A 25,717-nucleotide genomic window follows, 5' to 3' on the forward strand; every position below is an offset into this window, starting at 1 on the left:
TTATCACGTTTCTCATAAGAGGGATGCGATGTTATACAATCACATGGAGGACCCGATGTCCAGATTACTCCTGCCCCTCTCGCTTACAGGGGCGCTGCTTAGTGGAACGGCAATTGCCGATGTGCCGCGCGTTGCAGTTGATATCGCGCCGGTTCATTCATTGGTGGCGCGTGTGATGCAGGGCGTCGGCACTCCTGATCTGATCGTGCAACCCGGGGCAAGCCCGCACGAATATTCCCTGCGCCCGTCCGAGGCATCCGCCCTGCAAGAGGCCGATCTTGTGGTCTGGATCGGGGAAGACCTGACGCCCTGGCTGCACGACGCGATTGGGACGCTTGCCAAGGATGCTGCCGTGACCGAGCTTCTGGAAGCGGATGGAACGATGCTTCTGGAGTTTCGCGAAGGCGCGCTTTTCGAAGCCCATGACCATGACGACGAGGACGATCACAAGGATGAGCACGATCATGCGGACGAGCATGATCATAAGGACGAGCACGATCATGCGGATGAAGCACACGCCGATGAAGAAAAGGCGCATGACGACAAGGACCACGCCGATCATGATCATGCACATGGCGAACACGACCCGCACGCCTGGTTGTCGACGCAGAATGCCGCGACATGGCTTAACCTGATCGCAGGGCAACTGTCCGCCGCCGATCCGGAAAATGCGGGAACCTATTTTGCAAACGCCGCTGCGGCACGGGGTGAGATCGAGGCGCTGAACGGTGAAATCAGGGCGGTGCTTGATCCTGTTCGGGGCGGTCAATTTATCGTGTTCCATGATGCCTACCAGTATTTCGAAACCGATTTCGATTTTCCTGCTTCGGGGGCGATTTCGATCAGCGATGCGTCTGATCCCGGCCCTGCCCGGATCACCGAAATTCAGGCCCGTATCGCAGAGCAAGGCATTGACTGCGTTCTGGCCGAACCGCAGTTCAATCCGGACATGGTGGCATCCGTACTTGATGGAACGCAGGCCAGCACCGCCATCATTGATCCCCTCGGCTCGGATATCGAACTCGGTCCGGCGCTTTATCCGCAACTGATGCGCAATCTTGCATCCAACCTTGCCGGATGCCTGTGAGGCTTTGAACCTAGGCGGCGTTCGCAGCCGGTCATGGCGCTGCGAAACGCCTGCCTTCAAAACACTATGCCATGCCGGTGCCCGTAGTGGGTGCCGGCAAGGTTATGATGCCAGCCGGGGTTTGTCCTTCCGCGCCGTGCCAATGAATGAAGTTACCGCAAAAGTCGTCAGGTTTTGTTCTTTTCGACCACTTGATGTTATGTCATTACATTGCACGAATCACGATCACTCAGGAGTCCTAGAAATGGATGCTGTCGCCTCACCCCCGGACGCCCGTCTGCCGGTCACTGTGCTTTCGGGTTTTCTGGGAGCAGGAAAAACAACGCTGTTGAACCGCGTCCTGAACAACCGTGAAGGACGGCGCGTGGCCGTCATTGTCAACGATATGTCCGAAGTGAACATTGACGCCGATCTGGTGCGCGCCGATACCGCACTGTCACGGACAGACGAAACACTGGTCGAGATGTCAAACGGTTGCATCTGCTGTACATTGCGCGACGATCTGCTGGCCGAGGTGCGGCGTTTGGCGGCTGAAAAGCGCTTTGATTATCTACTGATCGAATCCACCGGCATTTCCGAACCTCTGCCCGTCGCAGCGACCTTTGAATTCCGCGATGAAAACGGCGATAGCCTGTCGGATGTGGCGAGACTGGATACGCTGGTGACGGTCGTCGATGCGGTCAACCTGTTACGCGACTATTCCAGCCATGATTTCCTGCGGGATCGCGGTGAAACACTGGGGGAAGAGGACGACCGCACGCTGGTCAACCTGCTGGTCGAACAGATCGAGTTTGCCGATGTCGTCGTGCTGAACAAGGTCGCAGATGCAGCCCTTCATCAGGTTGATGCGGCGCGCAAGATCATTCGCAGCCTTAACGCCGATGCCCGCATCATAGAAACCAGTCATTCGGATGTGCCCGCCGGTGACATATTGAACACCGGTCTTTTCGATTTCGAAAAGGCGCACGAGCACCCGATGTGGGCGAAAGAGCTTTATGGCTTTGCCGATCATGTCCCCGAAACCGAAGAATACGGAGTCGCATCCTATGTTTACCGCGCGCGACAACCCTTTGCGCCCGAGGCGGTGATGGCAGTCCTGAACGGAGATCTGCCCGGCGTGATCCGCGCCAAGGGGCATTTCTGGATCGCAACACGGCCGGAATGGGTGGCCGAGTTTTCGCTGGCAGGCGCGTTATCTTCGATTAAGCCGCTTGGAACGTGGTGGGCCTCTGTTCCGAAAGAACGCTGGCCTGATCATGAAAGTGCGCGCAGTTACATATCCCAACACTGGTGCGAACCATGGGGCGACCGGCGGCAGGAAATCGTGTTTATCGGGGCGGATATCGACTGGGCGAACCTCAGGATGCGGCTGGATGCGGCTTTGGTGCCCGAACATGTCGCAGCGTCGCCCGATGCCCTGCCCGACCTGCCCGATCCCTTTCCCCTCTGGCGCAAAGCCCAGGCAGCCGCATGAGTTTCGCGCGATCATTTGCGCAAGCTGCGCCGGTCGGCGTTCGCGTTGCCGATACGCCCGAAGACCTGAACATGATCGACAGGCCAGATTGCGCGGCAGCGATTTGGCGGCGCCAGACGCCGCCCGCCGTTCAATCATGGATCAATGAGCTTTCCGGGGCGCAGCTGCCTGTGGCACGGCAGGTTCTGCAGCCCGGCATGGTACGTGATGCGATCGGTCAGGCCTGCAAAACCGCCCAGACACCCCACACCCCCGAGCGTGATCACCTGATCGAGGACATAGCAGCCCTTGCCGAAATGTTTGCACGGCTGATGCGCGCACCGTCCCTGCAAATTCGTCTGGAGCGGGTTACAACAAATGCCTGTCGGAAATTCCACATCGACCGTCTGTCGGCGCGGCTGATCTGCACGTATCGCTGAACCGGTACGCAATACGGCACGTCGGTTAATGGCAGCGAACCAAACCGCGTGTTTACGGTTCCGACCGGCTGTCCGGTTGTTCTGCGCGGATCGCAGTGGCCGGAACACCCGGCATCCCGCCTTTTGCATCGTTCGCCCCCGATCGAAGCGACAGGCGAAACGCGGCTGGTGCTGGTGCTGGACCCGATTACCGATCCGAAACAGGCATGATGTCAGGCAATCTGGGAACCACCACCCTTAAACGCAGGCGCAGACCAGACGATCACATGCGCGCGTATGATGCCCTGCCTGCAGATTTGCGAAGCTGGCTGGCCGATGCCGTGCTGCCTTGGTCGCCCGCCTCATGCCGCCGCGTCTGGGACAGGGCACGCCGCAAGGGTCTAAGCACAGAGGACGCACTGTGTCTGTTGTCGCGCACCGAATGCAACACGCTTGCGCGCGAGCGCCATCAGGGATTTTGGCGGTAATGCGAAACGCCCGACACCGTGCCCGGCCGCGCGCTACCAGATCTGGCTGAAACCCACAGGCGCATCAGACGGCAGCACATCGGACCGTCCGGCGGCCTGAACCGACAAACCGGTGGCAAGATCACGCACAAGAGCCAGACCTGATTTCAGTTCGGCATTGGAAAACGATGTCAGGACGGCCATTGCATCGGTACCAGATCCGGCAGCCGTGGCTGTTTCAGCCACGCGCAAATGTGACTTCGTCAGCTCCGACAGGCCGGTTTCGCGTCTGACAAAAGCCTGATGCACGGGGGCAATCGTTTCCTTGCCGATCAACTGCATCAGGTACATCAGGCGTTTGCTTTCCTGAAACGCACCCACTGTCGTCTCGGCCATTTGTGGCACCGATGAAACCGTATCAACGCCACCACTGACTGCTTTACGCATGTCCATGAACCGGTGGGATTCGCCGGTTGTCAGATAACGGTGTGGCCCGTATTCCGGCGGGATCGCATCCTGACCCAGAAACACAGGTGAAAACGGCGCGGCCAGCGCACCACACGCAGCGTGCCAAATCAGAACAAGGCCCGGATCGGTTGCGGGCAGAAGCGGCACCACCTGCCCGTACCCTGCCGTATCACCGGTCAGTTTTTCTGTTCTGACGGCCCAGATCATATCGTCCAGCCCGATTCTCTCGGGCCGGGCCGCGCGGGCCTGCATCTGTTCTTCGATCCATTCGATACCGGCCCAGCGGCCCTTGCCATCGCCGTAAATCGCGTTGGCATCAAACCTGCCGTCCTGATACCAGCCCTGATCGCGCGCGAAGCTGACGAAATTTGGCGAATAGAGAAAATCAGGATGTCCCGGTTCGTCTACAGGAACCTCAAGCACATAGCCGGGGCGCGCGGCGCGGATACTGTCCGCCCCCAACCGTTCCGCCACCCAAAGCCCCTGCCCGCCAGCGAACTGGATCATCACCCAGGCCTCCTCGCTATCGGCAAAGATGTGAGAGTTGCCCCCGTAAGTCGCCTCGCCATGGCTGGCGATCAGGGCGGCGCAAAGCTGAACCGCGCCGCGCGCGCTGGTGGCGCTTTCCAATGCGCACCGCGCAAGATCGCTATAGTTCAGCCCCGCCTGATCCTTTGGCGTCACATCGCGCAATTCGGCCCGAGACGTGGACCAGACATCGCGCACCGCCACGCCCGCTTCGTTCACTCCGCCGTTGGTGATCGGCGCAGGCACACCCAGATAGTAGGAATAGCTGACCCGCATATGACGCAGTGCATGGCCGGTGCGGGGCACCGTTATTCTGCGTCCGGGCATATCGGCATCAGGGCCAACACCGGCCTCGAACGTCGTGCCCGTTGCATGATCGGCGGCGGGCACGATCTCCAGCCAGTGCGAGGATGGTTCATCGCCATACCCGGCAAGCCATGCGTGGCCTGTCCGGCTGTGGTTCTTGCCGACATAGAGGGCGTAGCTCATGCTGGTTCTCCGGTCTTCGTGGTTATGCTGTAGGGTGGGTCAGCAGATTGCGATCCGATAGCACCAAATCGACCGGCTTGCACAGCTTATCGCCCGATGAATTCGGCCCGCTTTTCGCCAAGCGCGGCGCACAGAAAATCAACAAACAGCCGCACACGGCGCACCCGCTGAAGATCGCCATGCAGCAGGACCCATGTTGATCTGCTGGTGTCAAACGCAGTTCCGGGCACGCGCTGCAATTCGGGAAACCGGGCCTGAACCCATGCCGCCAGCACTGTCATTCCGGCCCCCGCACGCGCCATCTGCAAATGCATGGCAGGATCGGGAATGTTATGGCGGATGCGCGCCTTGGGGAACGGCGAATTGCGAATATGTTCAAGAAGCTCAGGCACTTCGCCGTAACCGATCCAGGTCAGCCCCTGCCCTTGCGGACCGGCGACGGGAAGCATGCGATCCAGATAATCAGCAGCCGCATAGGTGCCGATGGCCAGCGGAAAAAGCTTGCGCCCCACTACATCGTCTTCGACCTTGCGGGTATGGCGGATCGATACGTCAGTTTCCAGCCGCGCGATGGACGTGATGCCATATGACAGGTTCAGGTCGATTTCGATTTCCGGATAAAGCAGCGCAAATTCAGCCAAAACAGGTGCCAGCAGATAATGGGCCGTCATCGGATCCGCCGCCACGCGAATGCGCCCTGCCGCCTCTCGGTCAAGCCCTTGCACAGCGTTGAACCCTTTAAGCAGCGCCGCCTCGGCCTCCAGCGCCTGAGGCAACAGCGCACGCCCCGACTCGGTCAGGCGCAGGCCTACGGTTCCGCGCCGGAACAACTGCGTTCCAAGCCGCGCTTCCAGCGCTTCGATCTGGCGTCGGATCGTGGCGTGGGTGCCCTGGGATTGTTCCGCCGCGCCGCGCAGCGATCCGGCACGGGCTACAGCCAGAAAGGCGGGAAGCGATTTCCAATCCATCATGGTGGAACGATTTTGAACCGCATTGGGCAAGAATTGTCAATATTCAGACCCAAATTGATACACTAGATCACCGGTATCAAATGCACGATTTCACGGAGATACCGATATGTCTGCCACCCTGAGAGCCTGGAGCATCAGAAGATACGGAAAGCCCGACCAGCTTGAACCCGTCGAGCGCCCGATGCCAGCGCCCGGCCCGACCGAAATCCTGATCCGGATCCACGCCTCGGCCGTCACCCGTGCTGACGGGATGATGCGGGCGGGACAACCGCGCTTTGCCCGCGCGTTTCTAGGTCTGCGTCGCCCCCGTAATAATCTGAGCGGCACGGGCCTGTCCGGCGAAGTAATCTCAATCGGAACCGGCGTAAGCCGTTTTGCAGCGGGCGATGCGGTTTTCGGCGAGGCCGGAATGCGCTTTGGGGCCAATGCCACCCACATATGTCTGGATGAAAACGGTGTTCTGATGAAAAAGCCGGCCAGCCTGCCGCATGAAGACGCTGCGGTGATGTGTGACGGCCCGCTGACCTCGTTGCACTTTCTGCAAACGGTTGCGTCCTTGCAAGCGGGTAAACGGGTGCTGATCCTGGGGGGATCGGGCAGCCTGGGCAGTGCAGGCGTGCAGATCGCTGCCGCGATGGGGGCAACTGTCACGGCCACGACCAGTGCGCGCAATACGGGCCTTGTTGCCGATCTGGGGGCCCATCACGTCATTGATTATAAACAGGAAGAGCCGCTGAGAGGAAACGCGGAATATGACGTGATTTTTGACACGCTGGGCGTCACCTCGTTCAGTCACGCGCGCAACAGCCTTGCACAAGGTGGCCGATACATCTGCCCGGTTCTGTCGTTGAATCTGCTGGGGGCAATGGTGCAAACGTCTGCGTTCGGGTCGCGCAAGGCACGTTTTTCGGCGGCCGGGCTTCAGAAACCTGAATATCTGCGCGGGCTTCTTGAACAGCTGACAGACATGAGCGGAAACCACACACTCGCCCCCGTCTTTGACCGGATTTATCCGCTGGACGATCTGGTTGCCGCACATCAGCACATGGAAACCGGGCACAAGCGCGGGAACATCGTGGTGGTCTGAGGAATTGCGCCCGAGTTCGCATCCAAACGGCAGGATCGGGATTCTTAACCGGGCCAGACGGCAAACTGCCTATCCGATGTCGTCCAGTTGGCAGATCATTTCCGGCCCGCCGGGCGGGGTAAACATCGCCTCGTCACCTTTTGTCCACAGCATTGCAGGCCCATCCACCCAGATATCGCTTTCGTATCTGGCACCAGATGCGGCAGGTACGGCTGGCAGCACAATGGCGTTTTCCAGCCATTTCAACGTGACAAGAGGCGTTTCTGCGTTGATGAACACGGCACTGAGGCCGGCGTTCAGATCGGGGCAATCAAAGGCAACGGGGCCAAGTGAAACACCATGATCATCGGCACCGCGGGAGGCGGCATACCCTTCGCGGATTTCATGGATGCGCATCGCGTAAGCGTTGGCAACGCAGGTTTCCATCGGCAGATCGGATGTCCAGCAGGCATCGCGCCCCTTGATCCAGCCGCGTTGCATCGCTTTCAATTCGGCCTGACGATCCGCGCCAAGCGCTGAATCATTCAGCGCCAGCCGGTACAGGCGGTCAAGTTCGACATCAAGTTCCGCCAGCATGTCACTGGCACAAATGGCCTTTTCGGCACTGCTGTCCGCCTTGGCACAGTCAAAGGCCGGCGTTGCGGACAGGGCAACCCCCGGCGCAACGAAAGATATCAGAGCAATCCAGAAACTGGTGCGAATGTGGTGAGTTGCCATTTTGCGTGCCTTATAAGATACCCGAATGCGCCTCAGCCTAGCGGCGCTTTGCGCGCCCTCCAATCGTTGCACAGGTCACGATTTCGCATAGGTCAGGCCAGCGACGGCAACCACAAAACGATACTGGGGAAAGCAACCAGCAGCGCGATGGTCACACCATCGGCAATGAAGAACGGCGTGACGCCTTTGAACACGTCCTGAACGCTCAGATCGTCGCGCACCCCCGCCACCACAAAGCAGTTTAGCCCGATGGGCGGGGTGATCAGACAGAATTCGGCCATCTTGACCACCAGTATCCCGAACCAGATCGCGCACATCGGCCCCGACATGCCAAAGGCACTGTCTGCCGCGCTGACAAATTCGCCACCGTTCAGCGCCATGACCGCCGGATAGACAACCGGCAGAGTCAACAACAGCATGCCGATGGCATCCATGAACATGCCCAGCACCGCATAGGCCAGCAATATGCACACCAGAATCAGCATCGGCGAAACGGTCAGCGATGATATCCAGTCGGCAAAAGCCGAAGGCAATTCAGCGAAACCCAGAAACCGTACGTAGATCAGAACGCCCCAGATGATGGTAAAAATCATCACTGTCAGTTTCGCGGTTTCCAGCAGGGCCGATTTAAGCTCGGTCCAGCGCATGCCATGAAACAAGGCCATGCAAAACACGATAAACGCGCCAACCGCCCCGCCTTCGGTGGGGGTGCCCCACGCATCGCCAAAGGGGTTGTAGACAAAGAAGATGATGATCACGACAACGGCCACGATCGGCAATGCAGGGGGCAGCGACAGGAACCGCTCTTTCCAGGTGAACCCGCGCACCGGCGGACCGACCGATTTGAACACCACGGCAATGCCGATGATCAGGATCGCATAGACCACGGCGGAAAACATACCCGGTATGAAACCGGCCAGCAGCAATTTCCCGACATCCTGTTCCACGATAATGGCATAAATCACCAGGATCGCCGAAGGCGGGATAAGCGAGGCAAGCGTGCCCCCCGCGGCGACGACACCGGCGGCGAATTGTTTGTTATAGCCGATTTTCAGCATTTCGGGGATGGCAATGCGCGCGAACACCGCCGCCGTGGCCACCGATGCGCCCGACACGGCGGCAAAGCCGGCCGTGGCGAACACCGTAGACACCGCCAACCCGCCCGGCACCCATGCGATCCAACGTTTTGCCGCCTCGAACAGGGCGCGGGTCAGGCCCGCATAATAGGCAAGATATCCGATCAGGATAAAGGTCGGGATCAGCGACAGTGCCTGCGAGGACACTTTGGAATGGGGCACCTGCCCCGCGGTCTTGATGCCAACGGTCAGCGCCCAGCCCAGATGTTCCATCCCGAAATCGCGTTTCGCCCAGAAAATCAGGACCAACCCGACCAGCCCCGCAAGACCGGCGGCAAAGGCCACCCGCATGCCCAGCACCACCATCACCAACATGCCGCCGGACACCCACAGCCCAAGTTCGATTGGTTCCATGTGCCTAGTCCCGCCCGTCCAGCTGTTCGGCCTCGGCGCGGGCCTGGGTTGCGATATCCTGGATCAGCGGCACCGCCACCGGGCTGTCCAGCCCCAGAACCAGCGCGCGCCCGTAGCCCCATAATTGCAGGACCAGACGCAGGCACAGAACCGAAAACGCAACCGGTGCCAGCAGTTTCGCAGGCCAGATCGGGATGCCGATGTCGATCGAACTGTCACGGCTCCACAATGGGGCGGAGAAATCGAAACTGCGCTGGAAATGGGCCCAGCTGCCCCAGACCAGCGCGATCATCAGCACCAGCATCAGAATGATCGAAATGCATTCGGCCGCCCAAAGCGCACGCCCCTTCAGCCGTCCGATCAGGATATCCATGCGGATATGCCCGCCGTCACGCTGGGTATAGGCGATGCCCATAAAGGCAATCAGCGGCATGATCTGTTCGATCCAGTCCACATATCCCGCCAATGGCGCATTGAAAAACTTGCGCCCGCCCACGGAATAGACGGCCAGAAACATCAGGGAAAACACAGCCAGTCCGCTGATCAGGGCAAACTGGCGTTCCAGATGGTGAAGGCTGCGATCCCAGCGGCTGAGCCGGCTGTCATCGACAAGCACAGCAGAAGTTCCGGCCATGCGGGCGTCCTTTGGTTCGGGAAAAAGGGATCAAGGACAGCGGGCGACCCCAAACAAGGCCGCCCGCGTGATTGATCAGTTGGACATTTGCGCCTGTTTCAGCGTCGACATCACAAGATCATAAAGCTCTTGTGCGGGCAGACCCTGCGCGCTCATGTCGGCCAGCCACTGTTCGCGGATCGGATCGGCGGCAGCAGCGCGGAATTCGGCGATCACATCATCCGCGATCACAACTTTTTCCACTTCCTTTTCGGCCAGAACCGCTTCCCAACGTTCCAGCAACTCGGCGTAGTTCGCCAAATAGTGTTCAATCGCCTCGTCAACCGAACTGTCCAGCGCGGCGCGATGTTCGTCGCTCAGCGCGGCATAAGCATCGGTGTTGACCACGACCGGGCAGTTGACGGTGCCGGGGTTCAGGTTGGCTGTCCACCAGTCGGCTTCGTTGATCGTGCCAAAGGACAGGTGCGCGTGCTGGGCAAAGGCAACAGTATCGACAACACCGCTGGCCATCGCGTTGAAGGCCTCTGTTGCGGGTACCGATGTTGGCACACCGCCGACGCTTTCGAAGGCCTTACCGATGCCACCGGTGGCGCGTACGCGCATGCCGTCAAACGCATCCAGTGTGGTGCGCGGATCGCCGGTGCCGACGATATTGTATTGCGGCATGGGCGAAGTCATCAGCAGCTTTGCGTTCCAACGTGCCAGATCGGCCTGCACGGCGGGATGCGCATAGACCGCGTGGCTGACCGCCACTTCTTCTTCCAGCGTGTTCACGCCCAGAAACGGCAGTTCCAGCACCGTGATGGTCGGATTCTTGTCTGCATGATACCCGGCACAGAATTGTGCCATTTCGATCGCGCCAATTGAAATCCCGTCCAGATTCTCGCGCGGTTTGCTAAGCCCGCCGTAACTGACGTTCATGGTGAATTCGCCATTGGTCTTTTCGCTGACCAGTTCAGCCAGTTTTTCAACATGCTCGGTAAACGCACGTCTTTTGCCCCAGACCGAAACATTCCATTCCGTCGCTGCCGCTTCGGAAATAAAAGAAACACTCACAGCCGCCGCAACGGCTCCGGTTAACATCTTGTTCATGTAATTCTCTCCCTTTGTGCACCCCTCTCTTCGGGGCACTTGAGGTAAACCTAACCGGAGGAGCACCGGGTGCCAACCCTTGAGGCGCAAACCGTCCATCTGGCCCGCGCCCTCACGGGCAAATTGCGTCCGTAGCCAAAGGACGCATCACCGACGTATCAGGACTGCGCGGCGGTGTGGGGTTATCCCGTATTTTTGGCAAAAAGAAGTGTTGGCGGAGTACAGTTTGCCCACCCCGCATATCAAAGCCGCTAGCCTGCTTGCGCGACTTCGGACAGAACCGGGGGCGTATCAAAGCCGTTGCGCCACATCACAAGGGCCATGACCGGGTGATCATGGGTTTCCATCGCGTGCGGCTGATTGCTGGCATGAAAACAGGTGTCACCGGCGCGCAGAACCTCGGGCGATGCACCCTCGCGCATGAACTCGGCCTCGCCTGCGATAACCAGATACATCTCTTCCGCAGGGTGATGGTGCCAGGGGTAATGCAGATGCGCGGGCATATAGACGACCCATGCAAACATCTGTGCGCTGATATAGGCGCCATCCTTGCCGATCAGGCAATAGCAGCCAAAGCGGTCCATGAAATGTTTGCCGATGCCGGTGCCTTTGTAGGTTTCGCGCCATGTGGCCACCGGCCCTGCCGCGACAAAGGCATCGCGCAACCCTGCGTAACGATCTGAAAACAGACCGGTTTCGCGCGCTAGGTAGTCCGCGCAAGGGGCATGGAACGGCACCACGGCTTGCGGCGTCACGTCATCGGGAAAGGCGCAAAAATCCTGTGTTTGCGGGTGGGACAGGAGGGCGGCGCGCGCTTGCTTTAGCAGTGTTTCGAAATGCGGGTCTGTCACGGGATCACCACGATATTGCCGACATGGGCCTTGTCAATGAACGCCTGCTGGGCCGCATGCAGATCGTGCAGCGGATAGGTCGCCCCCAGAACGGGGCGAATTTCGCCGCGTTCGATATAGCTGACCAGATCTTTAAAGACATGCGGCGGCAGAACGGTAGAGCCGGTAAACGTCAGATCCCGCAGATAAAGCGTACGCAGGTCCAGATCCACAACCGGACCGGCGATCGCGCCGGAACAGGTATAGCGCCCGCCGCGTTCCAGAACGTCGATCAGAGTGCCGAAATAAGGCCCACCAACAATGTCCGCTACCACCGACACGCTGTCCTGTCCGATGGCCGAGCCAAGGGCCACGCGAAGGTTTTCAGGGTTACGTGGCAAAAGGGCGTCTGCCCCGAGAGGCGCAAGCGCGCTGTGTTTGTTTTCAGAGGCCAGCGCCACAACCCGCGCGCCCCGCCGTTTGGCCAGCTGGATCAGCGCCGAGCCGACGCCCCCCGATGCACCGGTGACAAGCACACTGTCCCCGTCCCCGACGCCGGCACGGTTCAGCATGCCTTCGGCTGTGGAATAGGAACATGGAAACGTCGCCAGTTCGGCATCGGATAACGGGCTGTGCACAGGCGCTACGTTGCGAAAATCGACGCAAGTGAACTGGGCAAAGCCACCGTCCCGCTCGGACCCGAAATAACCGGTTTTGGTCTTGTCCAGCGGATCATCCCAGTCGCGCAGCCAGCAATCGACCATGACACGTTTGCCCATCAGCGCGGGATCGGCCTCGCTGCCGGTGGCCACGACAATGCCCACGGTATCTGCGCCCTGAATGCGCGGAAATCCGATCGGGGCACCGCCCCAGGACGGATCGGCATCATCCAGACTGTCATAGGCTCCGCCCGTCGTGGCCTCGGTCACAGCCTTGGAATACCAGCCCGTGCGCGTGTTCACATCGGTGTTGTTAAGCCCGCAGGCGCCGACGCGGATCAGAACATCTGTCGGGCCGACATGCGGCACCGGCCAGTCCGTCTTCCATTGCAGAACATCCATATCCCCGTGCGCACTCAGCACCATAGCGTTCATGGTTTCGGGGATTGTCATGATGCGCCCTCCTGTTGCGGTATCCGGTCTGGCCGGGCTTGCGTGATGCAACCGGCGACCGTTCTGCCGTTGACGATCAGAAAAGGCGGTTTTCTTCGTATCCGTATGTCTGTGCGCGACGGCGATTGACAAGGTGACGACTTTTTTTGCCGGTTTGGTGCGTTTTTGTCTTGCGGCGCGGGGCACAGCGCGGCCCATTGGCGGGGTGGGCCTGCGCTTTTCAGCGGCGGGCAAAGCGGAATACGGAAAAGGGGCAACATGGACGAAGATCTGTTTTTGAAGGGGCTGGAGCGTCGCAAGGCAACGCTGGGTGCTGAATATGTGGAAAAGAATCTGGCGGCGGCGGATGAATTCACCCGCCCCTTTCAGGAAGCGATGACCGCATGGTGCTGGGGTTTTGGCTGGGGTGATGATGCAATTGATGCGAAAACCCGCAGCCTGATGAACCTGTCGATGATCGGGGCGCTGGGCAAGATGAACGAATGGGAAATCCATTGCCGCGGTGCGATCACCAACGGGGTCACGGCCGAAGAAATCCGCGCCACGGTACATGTGGTAGCGATCTATTGCGGGGTGCCGCAGGGGCTGGAGTGTTTTCGGGTGGCGCGCAAAGTGCTGGAAGAAAAAAACATGCTTTAGGGGACGGCGGCAAAGGCGCGGGTTTGCAAATGTGTCGCCCGCACATGCCACGCCGAAACAATATGTCACACCTGATTTCGCGCGCCCAAGTCAGCATAAAGGGCGCAATCCGGAGCCTTTACCGGTCTGACCATTACGGCAATTTACAACCTATCGCCGCGAAATATAGGCTTTTTCCTGTTTCTTCGCGACGGATTTACAGCCAAAACACGGCGCGGGGAAAAAACTTTACACCGAAAACGTTGTTTTCCCGAGGCTTATTCCTTTCTTTTCAGTTGCGGCTATGATCACCGCAACACCGGTTCGGAACGGGGCGCATTCAGGGCAGGAGGAGGCCCGCGCCGCAAGAACGATCCGGCGCACCATGCCACATTCGGGAGGATCCAAGATGACCGAGCATAACACCACCGCATCTGCCAGCGGCAAAACCCACGCGCCTTCGGCGGATATCGTCAAAAACGCCCTAATCGATGAAGCGAAATATGATGCGCTTTATGCGGCGTCGATCAAGGACCCTGATGCATTCTGGGGCGAACAGGGACAGCGTGTGGACTGGATCAAACCCTATTCCACCGTCAGGGATGTGACCTATGACTACGGCAAGGTCGCGATCAACTGGTACGCAGACGGCACACTGAATGTATCGGCCAACTGCATCGACCGCCATCTTGAAACGCGCGGCGACCAGACGGCGATCATCTGGGAACCCGACAGCCCCGAAGAAGACGCCAAGCACATCACCTACAAGGAATTGCATCGTAACACCTGCAAGATGGCCAACATTCTGGAGAGCCTTGGCGTGCGCAAGGGGGATCGCGTGGTGATCTACCTGCCGATGATCCCCGAGGCAGCCTATGCCATGCTGGCCTGTGCCCGGGTCGGCGCAATCCACTCCATTGTGTTCGCAGGGTTTTCACCCGATGCGCTGGGCGCGCGTGTGAACGGATCGGACGCCAAGGTGGTGATCACCGCCGATTACGCCCCGCGCGGTGGGCGCCAGACACCACTGAAATCCAATGCCGATGCGGCGCTGCTGCACTGCAAGGACAGTGTAAAATGTCTGGTGGTGAAACGCACCGGCGGGCAAACCACATGGACGTCGCGTGATTATGATTACAACGAAATGGCGCTTGAGGCGGACGAGTATTGCGCACCCGCCGAAATGAACGCCGAAGACCCGCTGTTCATTCTTTATACATCCGGATCGACAGGCCAGCCCAAAGGGGTTGTCCACACGACAGGCGGTTATCTGGTCTATGCCAGCATGACGCATGAATACGTCTTTGATTACCATGACGGCGATGTGTTCTGGTGCACCGCAGATGTGGGCTGGGTTACCGGGCACAGCTATATCGTTTATGGCCCGCTGGCCAATGGCGCGACCACGATCATGTTTGAGGGTGTGCCGACTTATCCTGATGCCAGCCGGTTCTGGCAAGTGTGCGAAAAGCACAAGGTGAACCAGTTCTACACGGCCCCCACCGCTATTCGCGCGCTGATGGCCCACGGCGATGAGCCGGTGAAGAAATGTGATCTGAGCGATCTGCGCATTCTGGGCACTGTGGGCGAGCCGATCAATCCCGAGGCGTGGAACTGGTATGATCAGGTGGTTGGCGGCGGGCGGTGCCCGATCGTGGACACATGGTGGCAAACCGAAACCGGCGGTCATTTGCTGACCCCACTGCCCGGCGCGCATGCGACCAAACCCGGTTCGGCGATGAAACCGTTTTTCGGCATTGAACCGGTGATCCTTGACCCGCAATCCGGTGTCGAAATCCATTCCAACCCCGCCGAAGGTGTGCTGTGTCTGAAAACAAGCTGGCCGGGGCAGATGCGCACCGTCTGGGGCGATCACGACCGGTTCCAGCAAACTTATTTCAGCGACTATAAAGGCTACTATTTCACTGGGGACGGGGCAAAACGGGACGCCGATGGCGATTACTGGATCACGGGACGCGTCGATGACGTGATCAACGTTTCGGGCCACCGCATGGGCACCGCCGAAGTGGAAAGCGCGCTGGTGGCGCACGCCAAGGTCGCCGAGGCCGCTGTGGTCGGGTATCCGCACGACATCAAGGGACAAGGCATTTATTGCTATGTCACGCTGATGAACGGCGAAACCCCGTCAGACTATTTGCGCAAGGAATTGCGCAACTGGGTCCGTACCGAGATTGGCCCGATCGCCAGCCCCGATGTGATCCAGTGGGCGCCGGGCCTGCCGAAAACGCGTTCGGGCAAGATCATGCGCCGGATCCTTCGCAAGATCGCTGAGAACGATTTTGGCAGTCTGGGGGATACATCGACACTGGCCGACCCGTCGGTGGTGGATGATCTGATCGAAAACCGGGGGAATTCCTGATGTCCGTGACAACGCAAACGCAAGCCGCCGTTCTGATCCTGCTGGGCCCGCCCGGTGCCGGAAAGGGCACACAGGCCCGCATGCTGGAAGAAAAATTCGGCCTTGTGCAACTGTCCACCGGTGATCTGCTGCGCGCGGCCGTGGCCGCGGGTACGCCAGCAGGCAAGGCGGCAAAGGCGGTGATGGAAGCGGGTGAACTGGTCAGCGACCAGATCGTGATCGATATCCTGCGCGACAGGCTGGCCGAACCCGATTGCGCCAAGGGCGTGATCCTTGACGGTTTCCCCCGCACGACCGTACAGGCGCAGGCGCTTGATGCGCTGCTGGCGGAAAGCGGGCAGAAAATCAACGCAGCCATCAGCCTTGAGGTCGACGATGCGGCGATGGTGACGCGGATATCGGGGCGCTTTACCTGCGGTGGATGCGGCGAAGGCTATCACGATACGTTCAAGCCGACTGCCGAAAAGGGCAAATGCGATAAATGCGGCAGCACGGATATGAAACGCCGTGCGGATGACAACGCCGAAACCGTCGCCTCGCGGCTTGAGGCGTATCACGCACAGACCGCACCGCTGATCAGTTATTACGACGCCAAAGGCGCGTTGCAAAAAATTGACGCGATGGGGGATATCAACGATATCGCGTCGCGCTTGCAGGCGATGGTGGCCAGGGCCACCGGCTGAACCCAGCGCTTCGGGCCAAGGGAATGGCGCGCGGGTCATGGACAACGCGCGCCAAGCGTGGCACCTGATGCAAAATTCTTCAGGCGGTTCACCTTATGGCTTCTTCCTTTGTTCCCGGCCCCGACACGTTTCGCGATTATCGCGATGTTCTGGGCTGTTTCGGATCCGGCGTGACCATCGTTACCGTGGCAACACCGGACGGGCCGATGGCGATGACGGCGAATTCGTTCTCGTCCGTTTCGCTGGACCCGCCGCTGGTGTTGTGGTCGGTGGCCAAATCATCGCGCCGCTATCAGCCGTTTTTTGAAGCGCCCCATTTCGCGATTCACGTTCTGGATGATACCCAGCAAGATGTGGCACTGCATTTCGCGGCCCATGGCAACGGGTTTGACCGGTTTTGCTGGGCGCATAATGATGACGGCGTACCGGTGTTGCAGGACCGTCTGGCACTGTTTGAATGCCGCACCTTCGGACGGCACGATGCGGGTGATCATACGATCATGGTCGGGCAGGTGTTACGCGCCGCGCGCGGCACCGGGGCGGGTCTTGCCTTTGATCAGCGCCGCTATGGGCGGTTCCAGCCGTTTGAAGCGGACTGACCGCGACCCATCCGAAAAAAGGACACGTACCCGCAATGCGCCCCAGCCTGAAACAACTTGAAGCGTTGATCTGGGTGGCTGATCTGGGCAGTTTTCGCAAGGCGGCTGACCGGCTGAACACGACACAGCCCAACATTTCGGCGCGTATTGCCGGGCTTGAAACACTGCTGGGCGTGCGTCTGATGGAACGCGATGCGGGATCGGTGCGTCTGACGGCCAAGGGGCAGGATGTACTGGGCCACGCGCGTCAGGTTCTGAACGCGACACAGGCGCTGGTGCAATCGGCAAGCGAAGCCGCGCTTTTTGACGGGACGCTGCGGCTGGGTGTGACGGAAATGATCGTGCACACATGGCTGCCCGATTTTCTGGGTCAGTTGAAAACACGGTTTCCGACGATTCAGGTGGAACTGACTGTCGACATGGCGGTCAGTCTTGAAAAACAGCTGGCCGAACGCACGCTGGATCTGGCCCTGCAGAACGCCCCGTTCCACCGCGCGGTCAGCGGAGAAATTCCGCTGAGCACCTACCCGTTGATCTGGGTTGCGGCCCCGTCGCTGGGCTTGCAGGATCTTGATCCCGTCAGGCTGGACGATCTGGCGCGCCATCCGGTCCTGACCCACGGGCGCGACACACCGCTATATGCGCAGACCGCCGCGCATTTCGGGCAATAACGCGATGTGCCTGTACGGCTGGTTCCATCCAGTTCGCTGACGGCCTGCCTGCACATGGCTGTCAACGCGATGGGCATCGTCACCGTTCCGGCCGCAATGGTCCTTGATGAAATCGCGGGCGGGGCGCTGGTTGCCGTGCCCTATGGCTGGACCCCCGAGCCGTTACAGTTCTATGCCCGCTATGATGCGCAAAAGGCGATGGATTTCGTGCAGACCGCCGCGCAGCTAGCCCGCAAGGTCGCGGCCGAGTTCAACGCAGCCCACGGTATCTGAGTATAAAATTTTGTGATCTTTATTATCCAATTAAATAGTTGGAACCTATATTAAACTTGTGTCTACTCTGCCGCGGAACTGTTTTTCGGGAAAAGGGCTGCTGGGCATGGATGCATCTTTGATACGGCTGGGCGTGGATATCGGCGGCACATTCACCGACGTTGTGCTTGAGCGGGGCGCAGAGCAGTTTTCAACCAAGGTGCTGACCACCTATGGCGCACCCGAAGATGCCATTCTGGATGGCACCGCACAGGTCTGCGCCAAGGCGGGAATTGATCCGTCCCGGATCGGGCAGATCATTCATGGCACCACACTGGCCACCAATGCGCTGATCGAACGGCGCGGCGCGCGCACCGCCCTGATCACCACGCAGGGGTTTCGCGACGTGATCGAAATGCGCACGGAATCCCGCTTTGAACAATATGATCTGAATATGGTGCTGCCCGACCCGCTGCTGCCGCGCCAGAACCGGTTTACGCTGCGCGAACGGATCAGCGCCAAAGGCAAGGTGCTGATCCCGCTGGAGCGCGCCGAGATCGAGGCACTGGCCGAAGATATCCGCACCGCACGCTTTGACAGTGTCGCCGTGGGGCTGATCCATTCCTATCTGAACGACATCCACGAACGCATGGTGCGCGATGTGCTGGCGGAAATGTTGCCGGATGTGATGGTTTCGCTGTCCTGCGAAGTGTCGCCGCAGATGCGCGAATATGAAAGGTTCAACACCACGGTCGCCAACGCCTACATCAAGCCGCTGATGAAAAGCTATCTGGGCCGGCTTGAGGGACGATTGGCCGAGGCCGGTGTGCGCTGTCCGATTTTCCTGATGCATTCCGGCGGCGGCATTATCTCGATCGAGAGCGCGGCGGAATTTCCGGTTCGGCTGGTTGAATCCGGCCCCGCGGGCGGCGCTGTTTTTGCCGCCAACATCGCGGCGCGTTATGGGCTGGACAAGGTACTGTCCTTCGACATGGGCGGCACAACGGCCAAGATTTGTCTGATCAAGAACCAGACCCCGAAAACCGCGCGGGTGTTCGAGGTGGCGCGTACCTACCGGTTCAAAAAGGGATCGGGCATGCCGATTTCCATTCCGGTCATCGATATGGTTGAAATCGGTGCCGGTGGCGGATCACTGGCCCATGTTGACGCGATGCGCCAGATCCGCGTCGGCCCCGAAAGTGCCGGATCCGAACCCGGCCCGGCCTGTTACGGGCGCGGCGGTACACGCCCCGCCGTCACCGATGCCGATCTGGTTCTGGGTAAACTTGACGCGGACAATTTCGCCGGTGGCAGCATCCCGCTGCACACCGACCAGTCGCGCCGCGCGCTGGAAACCAAATTGGGCAAGCCGCTGGATATGGACGCGCAAACCGCCGCGTTCGGTCTGGCCGAAGTTGTCGATGAAAACATGGCCAACGCCGCGCGCGTGCACGCCGTAGAAAACGGCGAGGACCTGTCCGGATATACCATGATCGCCTTTGGCGGGGCGGCCCCGCTGCATGCCGGGCGGTTGTGCGAAAAACTGGGCGTTGACCGTCTTTTGGTGCCCGAAGGGGCCGGTGTCGGATCGGCCATCGGGTTCCTGCGCGCCCCCTTCAGCTTCGAGGCGACGCGCAGCCTTTATATGAAACTGTCGGATTTCGAGGCGGACACGATCCGCGATGTATTGGCCGATTTGCAGCGCGAGGCCACGGCCTTTGTGCGGTCCTGTGATGCGAATTCCGATATTCAGGCCGAATTCAAGGCCTATATGCGCTATACCGGTCAGGGCTGGGAAATTCCGGTTGTGCTGACGCCGGAGCAGGCCGCAAATCCGGACATGTCAACATTCCAGCGCCTGTTTGAAGAAGACTATGCCAACCTGTTTGGCCGCGTTGTAGAGGGTATGGATGTTGAAATGACCGTTTGGGCCGTGAACGCCACAACGCCGCCTGCCCCCGTGTCGCCCGTAACCGAAGCCAGCGGAACGGGCAGTGCCGCAATATCCGGCACGCGCGACGTGTTCGACCCTGCCCTTGCCCGTGCGGTCAGCGCGCAGATTGTGGCGCGCAATGCCCTGAAAACAGGGGATGTGGTGCACGGCCCCGCCGTGATCACCGAAGACGAAACGACCATTGTTGTTCCGTCCAGCCGGATGGCGCTGGCCCAACCCGACGGCTGTATCGATGTGATCCTAAAACCTGCAGGAGAAACAGCATGACAACTGCCCCGAACCCGTCTGCCGTCGCCCATCAGGTGATGTGGAACCGCCTGATTTCGGTTGTTGAAGAACAGGCGCAAGCACTTGTGCGCACAGCGTTTTCCACATCCGTTCGCGAAGCGGGCGATCTGTCGGCGGGCGTCTATGATACGCAGGGGCGCATGTTGGCGCAGGCCGTGACCGGCACACCGGGCCATGTCAACGCAATGGCCGACGCGGTGGCGCATTTCATCCGCCGGATCGGGCCCGACAACATCTTCGAAGGCGATGTTTACATCACCAACGATCCCTGGGAAGGCACCGGCCATCTGCACGACATCACGGTTGTGACGCCGTCCTTTCACAACGGACAGCATGTCGGATTTTTCGGATGCACGGCGCATATCGTCGATATCGGCGGGCGCGGATTCGGGGCCGATGCCAACAGCATCTACGAAGAAGGCCTGTACCTGCCGATCATGAAATTCGCCGAACGCGGTGTCGTGGATAAAACCCTGATCCGGATCGTGCGCGGCAACGTGCGCGAACCTGATCAACTGGTGGGCGACATCTATGCACTGGCCACCTGCAACGAAATCGGCCAGCGCCGGCTAAGCGAGATGATGGCCGAATTCAGTCTGGACAGTCTGGATGGCATCGCTGCTTTCATTCTGGACAATTCACGCCGCGCCACGCTGGAACGTATCGCCGCCCTGCCCCGCAAATCGGCCACAGGCGCGATGCGGATTGATGGCTATGACACACCGATTGATCTGGTGGTGCGGCTTGATATCGAACAGGACCGGATATTGTGCGACTTCACTGGAACATCGGGTTTGGACAAGAAAGGCATCAACGTGCCCCTTGTTTATACCAAGGCTTACGCATGTTATGCGCTGAAATGTGCAATTGCGCCAGAGATCCCGAACAATGCCGCATCGCTGGAGCCCTTCCAGATCACCGCGCCGGTCGACACGATCGTGAACGCAGTGCATCCCGCGCCCGTGGCTTTACGTCACGTGATCGGCCATATGATCCCCGATACGGTTTATGACGCGCTGGACAAGCTGCTGCCCGATCTGGTGCCCGCCGAAGGGGCCGGAACGCTGTGTAACTTTCAGGTGTCGCTGCGCCCGCGCACCGATGCCCCTGCCCCGCCCGATGCCGTGCGTGCCGAAGTGCTGGCCTTTAACTCCGGCGGATCAGGCGCGCGCCCGGTGGTGGACGGGCTGAACGCCACCGCGTTTCCGTCCGGGGTGATGACAATGCCGATTGAGGCGACCGAACATACCGGCCCGGTGATCATCTGGCGCAAGGAATTGCGCCCCGACAGCGGTGGGGCCGGCCAGTTTCGCGGCGGTCTGGGCCAATATATGGAAGTCGGCGCCGCCGAGGGCCACGAATACGATTTTTCGGCGATGTTCGACCGCGTGAACCACCCCGCACGCGGACGCCAGGGCGGCGAAAACGGCGCGCCGACGACAATCGCGCAGGATGATGGCACCCCGATGAAGGGCAAGGGCAAACAGCCCGTTGCCCATGGCCGGCGCGTAATGCTCGCCTTTCCGGGCGGTGCCGGGTACGGGCCTGTGCAAAAACGTGATCCGGCACTTGTGCGGCGCGATCTGGCGCGGAGCTATATTTCGGCGCAGTCTGCGCGGGACGACTACGGGCTGAGCGATGCGGAAATCAAGCAGGTGTTGCACGCTGTAAAAACAGGAGAGGATGTGACATGACCAACTGGCAGACGCCCAAGGCCACATCTTATGACGTGGTGATCGTGGGTGGTGCGATGTACGGATCGTCGGTGGCGTGGTTCCTGGCCAGCAACCCCGATTTTGACGGCCGTATTCTGGTGGTTGAGCGCGACCCCAGCTATGAATTCACCTCGACCTCGCACACCAACAGTTGCATCCGCCAGCAATTCAGCCGCGAGATCAACGTGCGGGTGTCGCAGTTCGGGGTCGAATTCATCAAGAATTTCCGCCACTTCATGGGCGATGACCCGCGCGTGCCGGATATTACGCTGCACAGTTTCGGATACATGTATCTGGCTGACACCACAGAATTTGCCAACACCCTTCGCGAAGCGCAACACTTGCAGGCCGCCTGCGGCGCGGGCACGAAACACATGACCCGTGATGAAATTGCGCGCGATTATCCGTTCTATCAGCTGGACGACATCATTGCTGCCAATCACAACCTGATCGACGAAGGTTATTTCGACGGCAATACCATGTTTGACTGGTGGAAACGGTCGGCGCGGGAAAAGGGCGTGGAATACCTGACCAACGAAGTGGTCGCGATGAGCCTGAACGCGACCGGCACGCAAGTGGACAGCGTCACGCTGGCTTCGGGGGATGTGGTGACGTGCGGAACCGTGATCAACGCATCCGGCCCGCGTGCGGTGCGCACATCGCGCATGGCACGCATCGAATTGCCGGTTGAACCGCGCAAACGCTATACGTTCATCTTTGCTGCCGAAACGCCGCTTGACCGTGATCTGCCGCTGACCATTGACCCCAGCGGCGTACACATGCGCACCGACGGGGCCTATTACATGGCCGGATGTCCACCGGATGAAGATTTCGCCGTGGATTACGACGATTTCACGATGGATCACAGCATCTGGGAGAACAAGGTCTGGCCCGCAGTCGCCAACCGCGTGCCCCAGTTCGAGGCGATCAAGCTGGTCAATTCCTGGGTCGGGCATTACGCCTATAACACGCTCGATCAGAACGCGATCATCGGGCCGCACACCAAGGTGCGCAACTTTGTCTTCGTCAACGGATTTTCCGGCCACGGGTTTCAGCAATCGCCTGCGATGGGGCGTGGCACGGCAGAACGGATCATTTATGGTGAATATCGCACGCTTGATTTGACACCGTTCCAGTATGACCGCATCGAAAAGGGCGAACCCTTTGACGAAAAGGCCGTGATATGAAGCTGGCACCCAACCCGTTTACCCACGCGATCCGGTCCGGGCAGAAACAGATCGGGCTGTGGATCAGCCTGGCCAACCCGTTTGCCGCCGAAGTGGTTGCCCCGTCGGGATTTGACTGGGTTCTGCTGGACATGGAACATTCGCCTTCTGAATTCACGTCAATCCTTGGCCAGTTGCAGGTGTTTGCCGCCTATCCCACCACGGCCATCGTGCGCCCCGACTGGAACGATCCGGTCAAGGTCAAACGGCTGCTTGATATGGGCGCGCCCGGCCTGTTGTTTCCGATGGTGCAGGATGTGCAACAGGCCCAACAGGCGGTGGCGGCCACACGCTATCCGCCGCGCGGCATCCGCGGGGTTGGTGGCACCACACGCGGTAACAAGTTCGGCCGCATCGGTGATTATTTCAGCGGAATCGAAAACGAAACAACTGTGATCGTGCAGGTTGAAACACTGTCGGCCCTGCAACAGGCCGAAGCGATCGGCGCGGTTGACGGCGTGAACGGCGTCTTTTTCGGCCCCGCCGACATTGCCGCCGATATGGGCCTTCTGGGCCAGCACATGTCCCCGCCCGTGTGGGAGGCGATCTGGCCCGTGGCCCGCAAACTGATTGCGCAGGGCGTGCCGGTGGGCACGCTGGTTTCAGACGCGGGGTTTGCCCGTCAGTTGCTGGCTGACGGGTTTACCTTTGTGGCATGCGGCAGCGATATCGGTCTGCTGGGCAAAGGTGCGGATGCCTTGCTGGCGCAGGTCAAAGACGAAACGCCCTGAACGGGCAGGAAACGAATTGAAGAACGGAGAAAACGGATGAAAAAGATTGTTCTGACAGGCGCTGCCGGAAAACTTGGCGGGTTTCTGCGAAAATCCCTATCGGGCATGGCCGACACGCTGGTCTCAACCGATCTGGCCGATGACGTGGGCACGCTGTTTCCCGGTGAAACCTATGTAAAGGCCGATCTTGCCGATCTGGGAGAGATGAACAAGCTTCTTCAAGACGCTGATATGGTTGTGCATTTTGGCGCTATCGGGGATGAGGCGCCGTTTGACGACATTCTAAGCTCCAACATCGTGGGGGCCTATAATATCTGGGAGGCCGCCTATCGCAACAAGGTGCGCCGTGTCGTTTATGCCAGTTCGATCCACGCGGTGGGCATGTATCCGAAAACCGAATTTATCGGCACCGACGTGCCCCACCGCCCCGATACGTTCTACGGGCTGTCCAAATGTTTCGCCGAAGATCTGGGGCGGCTTTACTGGGAAAAACGCGGGGTAGAATCCGTGTGCATGCGCATTCTGTCCTGCAATCCCGGCGTGACCAATGCGCGCGCCGTGGGATCGTGGCTGTCTTACGAGGATCTGGCCCATCTGGTGGAACGCGCGATTGATACACCTGTCACCGGCTTTACGGTTGTTTACGGCGTGTCCGACAATGATCGCGCTCCGGTGGACAATACGCTGGCCAACTATCTGGGCTACCGTCCCCGCGACAATGGCGAGGCTTTCGCGAAAAAAGTCTTTGCCGCCGATCCGCCGATGGATCCGCAGAACCCCAGCGATATGTGTCAGGGTGGCCCGTTTGCCGTTGTGCCACTGGGCGAAAGCGGTGTGGCGATGATGAAGCTGAAAGAGTGAACAGGTACACACATGGCCGCGTTCTGACCCGTCAGACAATGGCGTCTTGAATAATCCGGACTATTTTCCAAGGATGAACCGATGTGCTGCGTCTAACTGTTTTTGCCTTCATGCGGAGAATGAATGATGACTGCCCTGAAAACGTTGTGCCTTTCCCTGATGCTGTCCTGCCCGGTTTTTGCCCACGCGGAAACTGTGACGGGTACGGCCACATATTTGCAGCGTATGATGCTGCCACCGGGGGCCACGCTTGAGGTGACACTGGAAGATGTCACCCGCGCCGATGCGCCGGCTGACGTGATCGCGACCTACACAGCCGAAAATCTGGGTGCGCCGCCTTACGCATTCACACTGGAATACGATCCCGCAGAGATCCAAGATCGTATGTCTTACAATGTACGCGCGTCGATCCGCCACGACGGGCGCCTGATGATGACAACGATGGATGCCTATCCTGTGCTGACCCGCGGGGCCGGTTCCGAGGTCGAGGTGATCCTGAAAAAAGTATCCCAACCCCAAGAAGTCGATGCCGATCTGGTCAATACCTACTGGAAAATCCTGACAATCGGCGACATGCAGATGGAAGTGGCCGAAGGCCGGCGCGAACCGCATATGATCCTGCGTGGCGGCGATGCGGTCGGCTATAGTGCCACAGTCGGGTGCAACCAGATCAATGGCGGGTACGAACTGGACGGCGAAACTCTGCGCCTGAACCCCGGCATGTCGACAATGATGGCCTGCCTGCCGCCTCTGGACATTGCCGAAGCCGCGTTGAAAACCGCTCTGCCGCAGGTTGCGCGCTGGCAGGTTGACGGCCAGAATCTGACGCTAGAGGATGCCGCCGGCACAGCGTTGATGACGCTGGTTGCCGTCTATTTGCAGTGAAGCGGGAACC

24 protein-coding genes and 1 pseudogene are annotated in these 25,717 nt (G+C 59.6%); 17 read left to right on the plus strand and 8 right to left on the minus strand.

Going from position 1 to position 25,717, the window contains the following annotated elements; genetic code table 11:
* Positions 1–55 precede the first annotated feature (55 nt).
* The 4 genes and pseudogenes from OLX72_RS18070 to OLX72_RS18085 all read left to right on the plus strand — a co-directional run bounded on the left by OLX72_RS18070 (position 56) and on the right by OLX72_RS18085 (position 3,447).
* Positions 56–1,087 (plus strand): zinc ABC transporter substrate-binding protein, encoded by a 1,032-nt coding sequence (locus tag OLX72_RS18070; RefSeq protein ID WP_433989260.1) that lies wholly within the window; start codon positions 56–58, stop codon positions 1,085–1,087.
* Between the two features lie 244 nt (positions 1,088–1,331).
* The gene (locus OLX72_RS18075; protein ID WP_433989261.1) at positions 1,332–2,561 is read left to right on the plus strand and encodes a GTP-binding protein; all 1,230 of its coding nucleotides are present in this window, start codon (positions 1,332–1,334) and stop codon (positions 2,559–2,561) included.
* Positions 2,558–3,190, plus strand: a pseudogene (locus tag OLX72_RS18080) (DUF1826 domain-containing protein). Before OLX72_RS18075 ends, OLX72_RS18080 begins: the two are co-directional and overlap by 4 nt.
* Positions 3,190–3,447, plus strand: a complete 258-nt coding sequence (locus tag OLX72_RS18085) for a DUF6525 family protein (protein ID WP_114872201.1) — start codon at positions 3,190–3,192, stop codon at positions 3,445–3,447. The pseudogene OLX72_RS18080 and the gene OLX72_RS18085 overlap by 1 nt, the downstream one beginning before the upstream one ends.
* Before the next feature lie 33 nt (positions 3,448–3,480).
* Here the strand turns inward: OLX72_RS18085 and OLX72_RS18090 are convergent, their stop codons facing one another.
* Together OLX72_RS18090 and OLX72_RS18095 are read right to left on the minus strand one after the other, a co-directional pair.
* On the minus strand, positions 3,481–4,911 hold the full coding sequence (locus tag OLX72_RS18090) for a C69 family dipeptidase (protein ID WP_114869832.1): 1,431 nt from the start codon (positions 4,909–4,911) through the stop codon (positions 3,481–3,483).
* An 86-nt stretch (positions 4,912–4,997) separates the two neighbouring features.
* Entirely contained in the window at positions 4,998–5,882 is an 885-nt protein-coding gene (locus tag OLX72_RS18095) for a LysR family transcriptional regulator (protein WP_433989262.1), read from the minus strand.
* A gap of 106 nt (positions 5,883–5,988) precedes the next feature.
* On the opposite strand from OLX72_RS18095, the gene OLX72_RS18100 reads away from it, so the two are divergent.
* A complete protein-coding gene (locus OLX72_RS18100; RefSeq protein WP_433989263.1) occupies positions 5,989–6,969 on the plus strand; it encodes an NAD(P)-dependent alcohol dehydrogenase in 981 nt (326 codons plus the stop codon).
* 69 nt (positions 6,970–7,038) lie between these two features.
* Here the strand turns inward: OLX72_RS18100 and OLX72_RS18105 are convergent, their stop codons facing one another.
* From OLX72_RS18105 to OLX72_RS18130, 6 genes are all read right to left on the minus strand, one after another.
* A complete protein-coding gene (locus OLX72_RS18105) occupies positions 7,039–7,686 on the minus strand; it encodes an MliC family protein (protein ID WP_433989264.1) in 648 nt (215 codons plus the stop codon).
* A 92-nt stretch (positions 7,687–7,778) separates the two neighbouring features.
* On the minus strand, positions 7,779–9,176 hold the full coding sequence (locus tag OLX72_RS18110) for a TRAP transporter large permease (RefSeq protein WP_433989265.1): 1,398 nt from the start codon (positions 9,174–9,176) through the stop codon (positions 7,779–7,781).
* A 4-nt stretch (positions 9,177–9,180) separates the two neighbouring features.
* Positions 9,181–9,810, minus strand: a complete 630-nt coding sequence (locus OLX72_RS18115) for a TRAP transporter small permease subunit (protein WP_114869828.1) — start codon at positions 9,808–9,810, stop codon at positions 9,181–9,183.
* Between the two features lie 75 nt (positions 9,811–9,885).
* The gene (locus tag OLX72_RS18120; protein ID WP_114869827.1) at positions 9,886–10,902 is read right to left on the minus strand and encodes a C4-dicarboxylate TRAP transporter substrate-binding protein; all 1,017 of its coding nucleotides are present in this window, start codon (positions 10,900–10,902) and stop codon (positions 9,886–9,888) included.
* A gap of 251 nt (positions 10,903–11,153) precedes the next feature.
* The gene (locus OLX72_RS18125; RefSeq protein WP_433989266.1) at positions 11,154–11,753 is read right to left on the minus strand and encodes a dimethylsulfonioproprionate lyase family protein; all 600 of its coding nucleotides are present in this window, start codon (positions 11,751–11,753) and stop codon (positions 11,154–11,156) included.
* Positions 11,750–12,844: an alcohol dehydrogenase family protein gene (locus tag OLX72_RS18130; protein WP_162797960.1), complete on the minus strand. Its 1,095-nt coding sequence runs from the start codon at positions 12,842–12,844 to the stop codon at positions 11,750–11,752. Before OLX72_RS18130 ends, OLX72_RS18125 begins: the two co-directional genes overlap by 4 nt.
* Positions 12,845–13,102: 258 nt before the next feature.
* On the opposite strand from OLX72_RS18130, the gene OLX72_RS18135 reads away from it, so the two are divergent.
* From OLX72_RS18135 to OLX72_RS18190, 12 genes are all read left to right on the plus strand, one after another.
* Positions 13,103–13,483, plus strand: coding sequence for a carboxymuconolactone decarboxylase family protein (locus OLX72_RS18135; protein ID WP_114869825.1), 381 nt, complete (start codon positions 13,103–13,105; stop codon positions 13,481–13,483).
* A 388-nt stretch (positions 13,484–13,871) separates the two neighbouring features.
* Positions 13,872–15,842, plus strand: coding sequence for an acetate--CoA ligase (acs, locus tag OLX72_RS18140; protein ID WP_433989267.1), 1,971 nt, complete (start codon positions 13,872–13,874; stop codon positions 15,840–15,842).
* A complete protein-coding gene (locus OLX72_RS18145; RefSeq protein WP_114869824.1) occupies positions 15,842–16,525 on the plus strand; it encodes an adenylate kinase in 684 nt (227 codons plus the stop codon). Before acs ends, OLX72_RS18145 begins: the two co-directional genes overlap by 1 nt.
* A gap of 95 nt (positions 16,526–16,620) precedes the next feature.
* Entirely contained in the window at positions 16,621–17,124 is a 504-nt protein-coding gene (locus OLX72_RS18150; RefSeq protein ID WP_114869823.1) for a flavin reductase family protein, read from the plus strand.
* A gap of 35 nt (positions 17,125–17,159) precedes the next feature.
* Positions 17,160–17,795, plus strand: a complete 636-nt coding sequence (locus OLX72_RS18155) for a LysR family transcriptional regulator (protein WP_433989268.1) — start codon at positions 17,160–17,162, stop codon at positions 17,793–17,795.
* A gap of 54 nt (positions 17,796–17,849) precedes the next feature.
* Entirely contained in the window at positions 17,850–18,068 is a 219-nt protein-coding gene (locus tag OLX72_RS18160; RefSeq protein WP_433989269.1) for a hypothetical protein, read from the plus strand.
* A gap of 106 nt (positions 18,069–18,174) precedes the next feature.
* Positions 18,175–20,268, plus strand: a complete 2,094-nt coding sequence (locus OLX72_RS18165; RefSeq protein ID WP_433989270.1) for a hydantoinase/oxoprolinase family protein — start codon at positions 18,175–18,177, stop codon at positions 20,266–20,268.
* Positions 20,265–21,983: a hydantoinase B/oxoprolinase family protein gene (locus OLX72_RS18170; RefSeq protein ID WP_114869820.1), complete on the plus strand. Its 1,719-nt coding sequence runs from the start codon at positions 20,265–20,267 to the stop codon at positions 21,981–21,983. Before OLX72_RS18165 ends, OLX72_RS18170 begins: the two co-directional genes overlap by 4 nt.
* A complete protein-coding gene (locus OLX72_RS18175; RefSeq protein ID WP_114869819.1) occupies positions 21,980–23,191 on the plus strand; it encodes an NAD(P)/FAD-dependent oxidoreductase in 1,212 nt (403 codons plus the stop codon). The genes OLX72_RS18170 and OLX72_RS18175 overlap by 4 nt, the downstream gene beginning before the upstream one ends.
* The gene (locus OLX72_RS18180; RefSeq protein ID WP_433989271.1) at positions 23,188–23,961 is read left to right on the plus strand and encodes an HpcH/HpaI aldolase family protein; all 774 of its coding nucleotides are present in this window, start codon (positions 23,188–23,190) and stop codon (positions 23,959–23,961) included. Before OLX72_RS18175 ends, OLX72_RS18180 begins: the two co-directional genes overlap by 4 nt.
* A 36-nt stretch (positions 23,962–23,997) precedes the next feature.
* On the plus strand, positions 23,998–24,822 hold the full coding sequence (locus OLX72_RS18185) for an NAD-dependent epimerase/dehydratase family protein (protein WP_433989272.1): 825 nt from the start codon (positions 23,998–24,000) through the stop codon (positions 24,820–24,822).
* A gap of 123 nt (positions 24,823–24,945) precedes the next feature.
* Positions 24,946–25,707, plus strand: coding sequence for a YbaY family lipoprotein (locus OLX72_RS18190; RefSeq protein ID WP_433989273.1), 762 nt, complete (start codon positions 24,946–24,948; stop codon positions 25,705–25,707).
* Positions 25,708–25,717 lie beyond the last annotated feature (10 nt).

Origin of the sequence: Sulfitobacter sp. TBRI5 (assembly GCF_051013555.1) — a bacterium.
In the GTDB taxonomy this organism is placed as follows: domain Bacteria; phylum Pseudomonadota; class Alphaproteobacteria; order Rhodobacterales; family Rhodobacteraceae; genus JL08.

What these genes read in the sequence shown, in the direction of transcription:
- OLX72_RS18075 (WP_433989261.1), top strand. Translation starts at nt 1,332, where the DNA reads ATGGATGCTGTCGCCTCACCCCCGGACGCCCGTCTGCCGGTCACTGTG.
- OLX72_RS18120 (WP_114869827.1), bottom strand. Translation starts at nt 10,902, where the DNA reads ATGAACAAGATGTTAACCGGAGCCGTTGCGGCGGCTGTGAGTGTTTCT.
- OLX72_RS18165 (WP_433989270.1), top strand. Translation starts at nt 18,175, where the DNA reads ATGGATGCATCTTTGATACGGCTGGGCGTGGATATCGGCGGCACATTC.
- OLX72_RS18085 (WP_114872201.1), top strand. Translation starts at nt 3,190, where the DNA reads ATGTCAGGCAATCTGGGAACCACCACCCTTAAACGCAGGCGCAGACCA.
- acs (WP_433989267.1), top strand. Translation starts at nt 13,872, where the DNA reads ATGACCGAGCATAACACCACCGCATCTGCCAGCGGCAAAACCCACGCG.
- OLX72_RS18145 (WP_114869824.1), top strand. Translation starts at nt 15,842, where the DNA reads ATGTCCGTGACAACGCAAACGCAAGCCGCCGTTCTGATCCTGCTGGGC.
- OLX72_RS18110 (WP_433989265.1), bottom strand. Translation starts at nt 9,176, where the DNA reads ATGGAACCAATCGAACTTGGGCTGTGGGTGTCCGGCGGCATGTTGGTG.
- OLX72_RS18160 (WP_433989269.1), top strand. Translation starts at nt 17,850, where the DNA reads ATGGCTGTCAACGCGATGGGCATCGTCACCGTTCCGGCCGCAATGGTC.
- OLX72_RS18095 (WP_433989262.1), bottom strand. Translation starts at nt 5,882, where the DNA reads ATGATGGATTGGAAATCGCTTCCCGCCTTTCTGGCTGTAGCCCGTGCC.
- OLX72_RS18070 (WP_433989260.1), top strand. Translation starts at nt 56, where the DNA reads ATGTCCAGATTACTCCTGCCCCTCTCGCTTACAGGGGCGCTGCTTAGT.
- OLX72_RS18185 (WP_433989272.1), top strand. Translation starts at nt 23,998, where the DNA reads ATGAAAAAGATTGTTCTGACAGGCGCTGCCGGAAAACTTGGCGGGTTT.
- OLX72_RS18190 (WP_433989273.1), top strand. Translation starts at nt 24,946, where the DNA reads ATGATGACTGCCCTGAAAACGTTGTGCCTTTCCCTGATGCTGTCCTGC.
- OLX72_RS18170 (WP_114869820.1), top strand. Translation starts at nt 20,265, where the DNA reads ATGACAACTGCCCCGAACCCGTCTGCCGTCGCCCATCAGGTGATGTGG.
- OLX72_RS18150 (WP_114869823.1), top strand. Translation starts at nt 16,621, where the DNA reads ATGGCTTCTTCCTTTGTTCCCGGCCCCGACACGTTTCGCGATTATCGC.
- OLX72_RS18090 (WP_114869832.1), bottom strand. Translation starts at nt 4,911, where the DNA reads ATGAGCTACGCCCTCTATGTCGGCAAGAACCACAGCCGGACAGGCCAC.
- OLX72_RS18105 (WP_433989264.1), bottom strand. Translation starts at nt 7,686, where the DNA reads ATGGCAACTCACCACATTCGCACCAGTTTCTGGATTGCTCTGATATCT.
- OLX72_RS18115 (WP_114869828.1), bottom strand. Translation starts at nt 9,810, where the DNA reads ATGGCCGGAACTTCTGCTGTGCTTGTCGATGACAGCCGGCTCAGCCGC.
- OLX72_RS18100 (WP_433989263.1), top strand. Translation starts at nt 5,989, where the DNA reads ATGTCTGCCACCCTGAGAGCCTGGAGCATCAGAAGATACGGAAAGCCC.
- OLX72_RS18155 (WP_433989268.1), top strand. Translation starts at nt 17,160, where the DNA reads ATGCGCCCCAGCCTGAAACAACTTGAAGCGTTGATCTGGGTGGCTGAT.
- OLX72_RS18180 (WP_433989271.1), top strand. Translation starts at nt 23,188, where the DNA reads ATGAAGCTGGCACCCAACCCGTTTACCCACGCGATCCGGTCCGGGCAG.
- OLX72_RS18175 (WP_114869819.1), top strand. Translation starts at nt 21,980, where the DNA reads ATGACCAACTGGCAGACGCCCAAGGCCACATCTTATGACGTGGTGATC.
- OLX72_RS18130 (WP_162797960.1), bottom strand. Translation starts at nt 12,844, where the DNA reads ATGACAATCCCCGAAACCATGAACGCTATGGTGCTGAGTGCGCACGGG.
- OLX72_RS18135 (WP_114869825.1), top strand. Translation starts at nt 13,103, where the DNA reads ATGGACGAAGATCTGTTTTTGAAGGGGCTGGAGCGTCGCAAGGCAACG.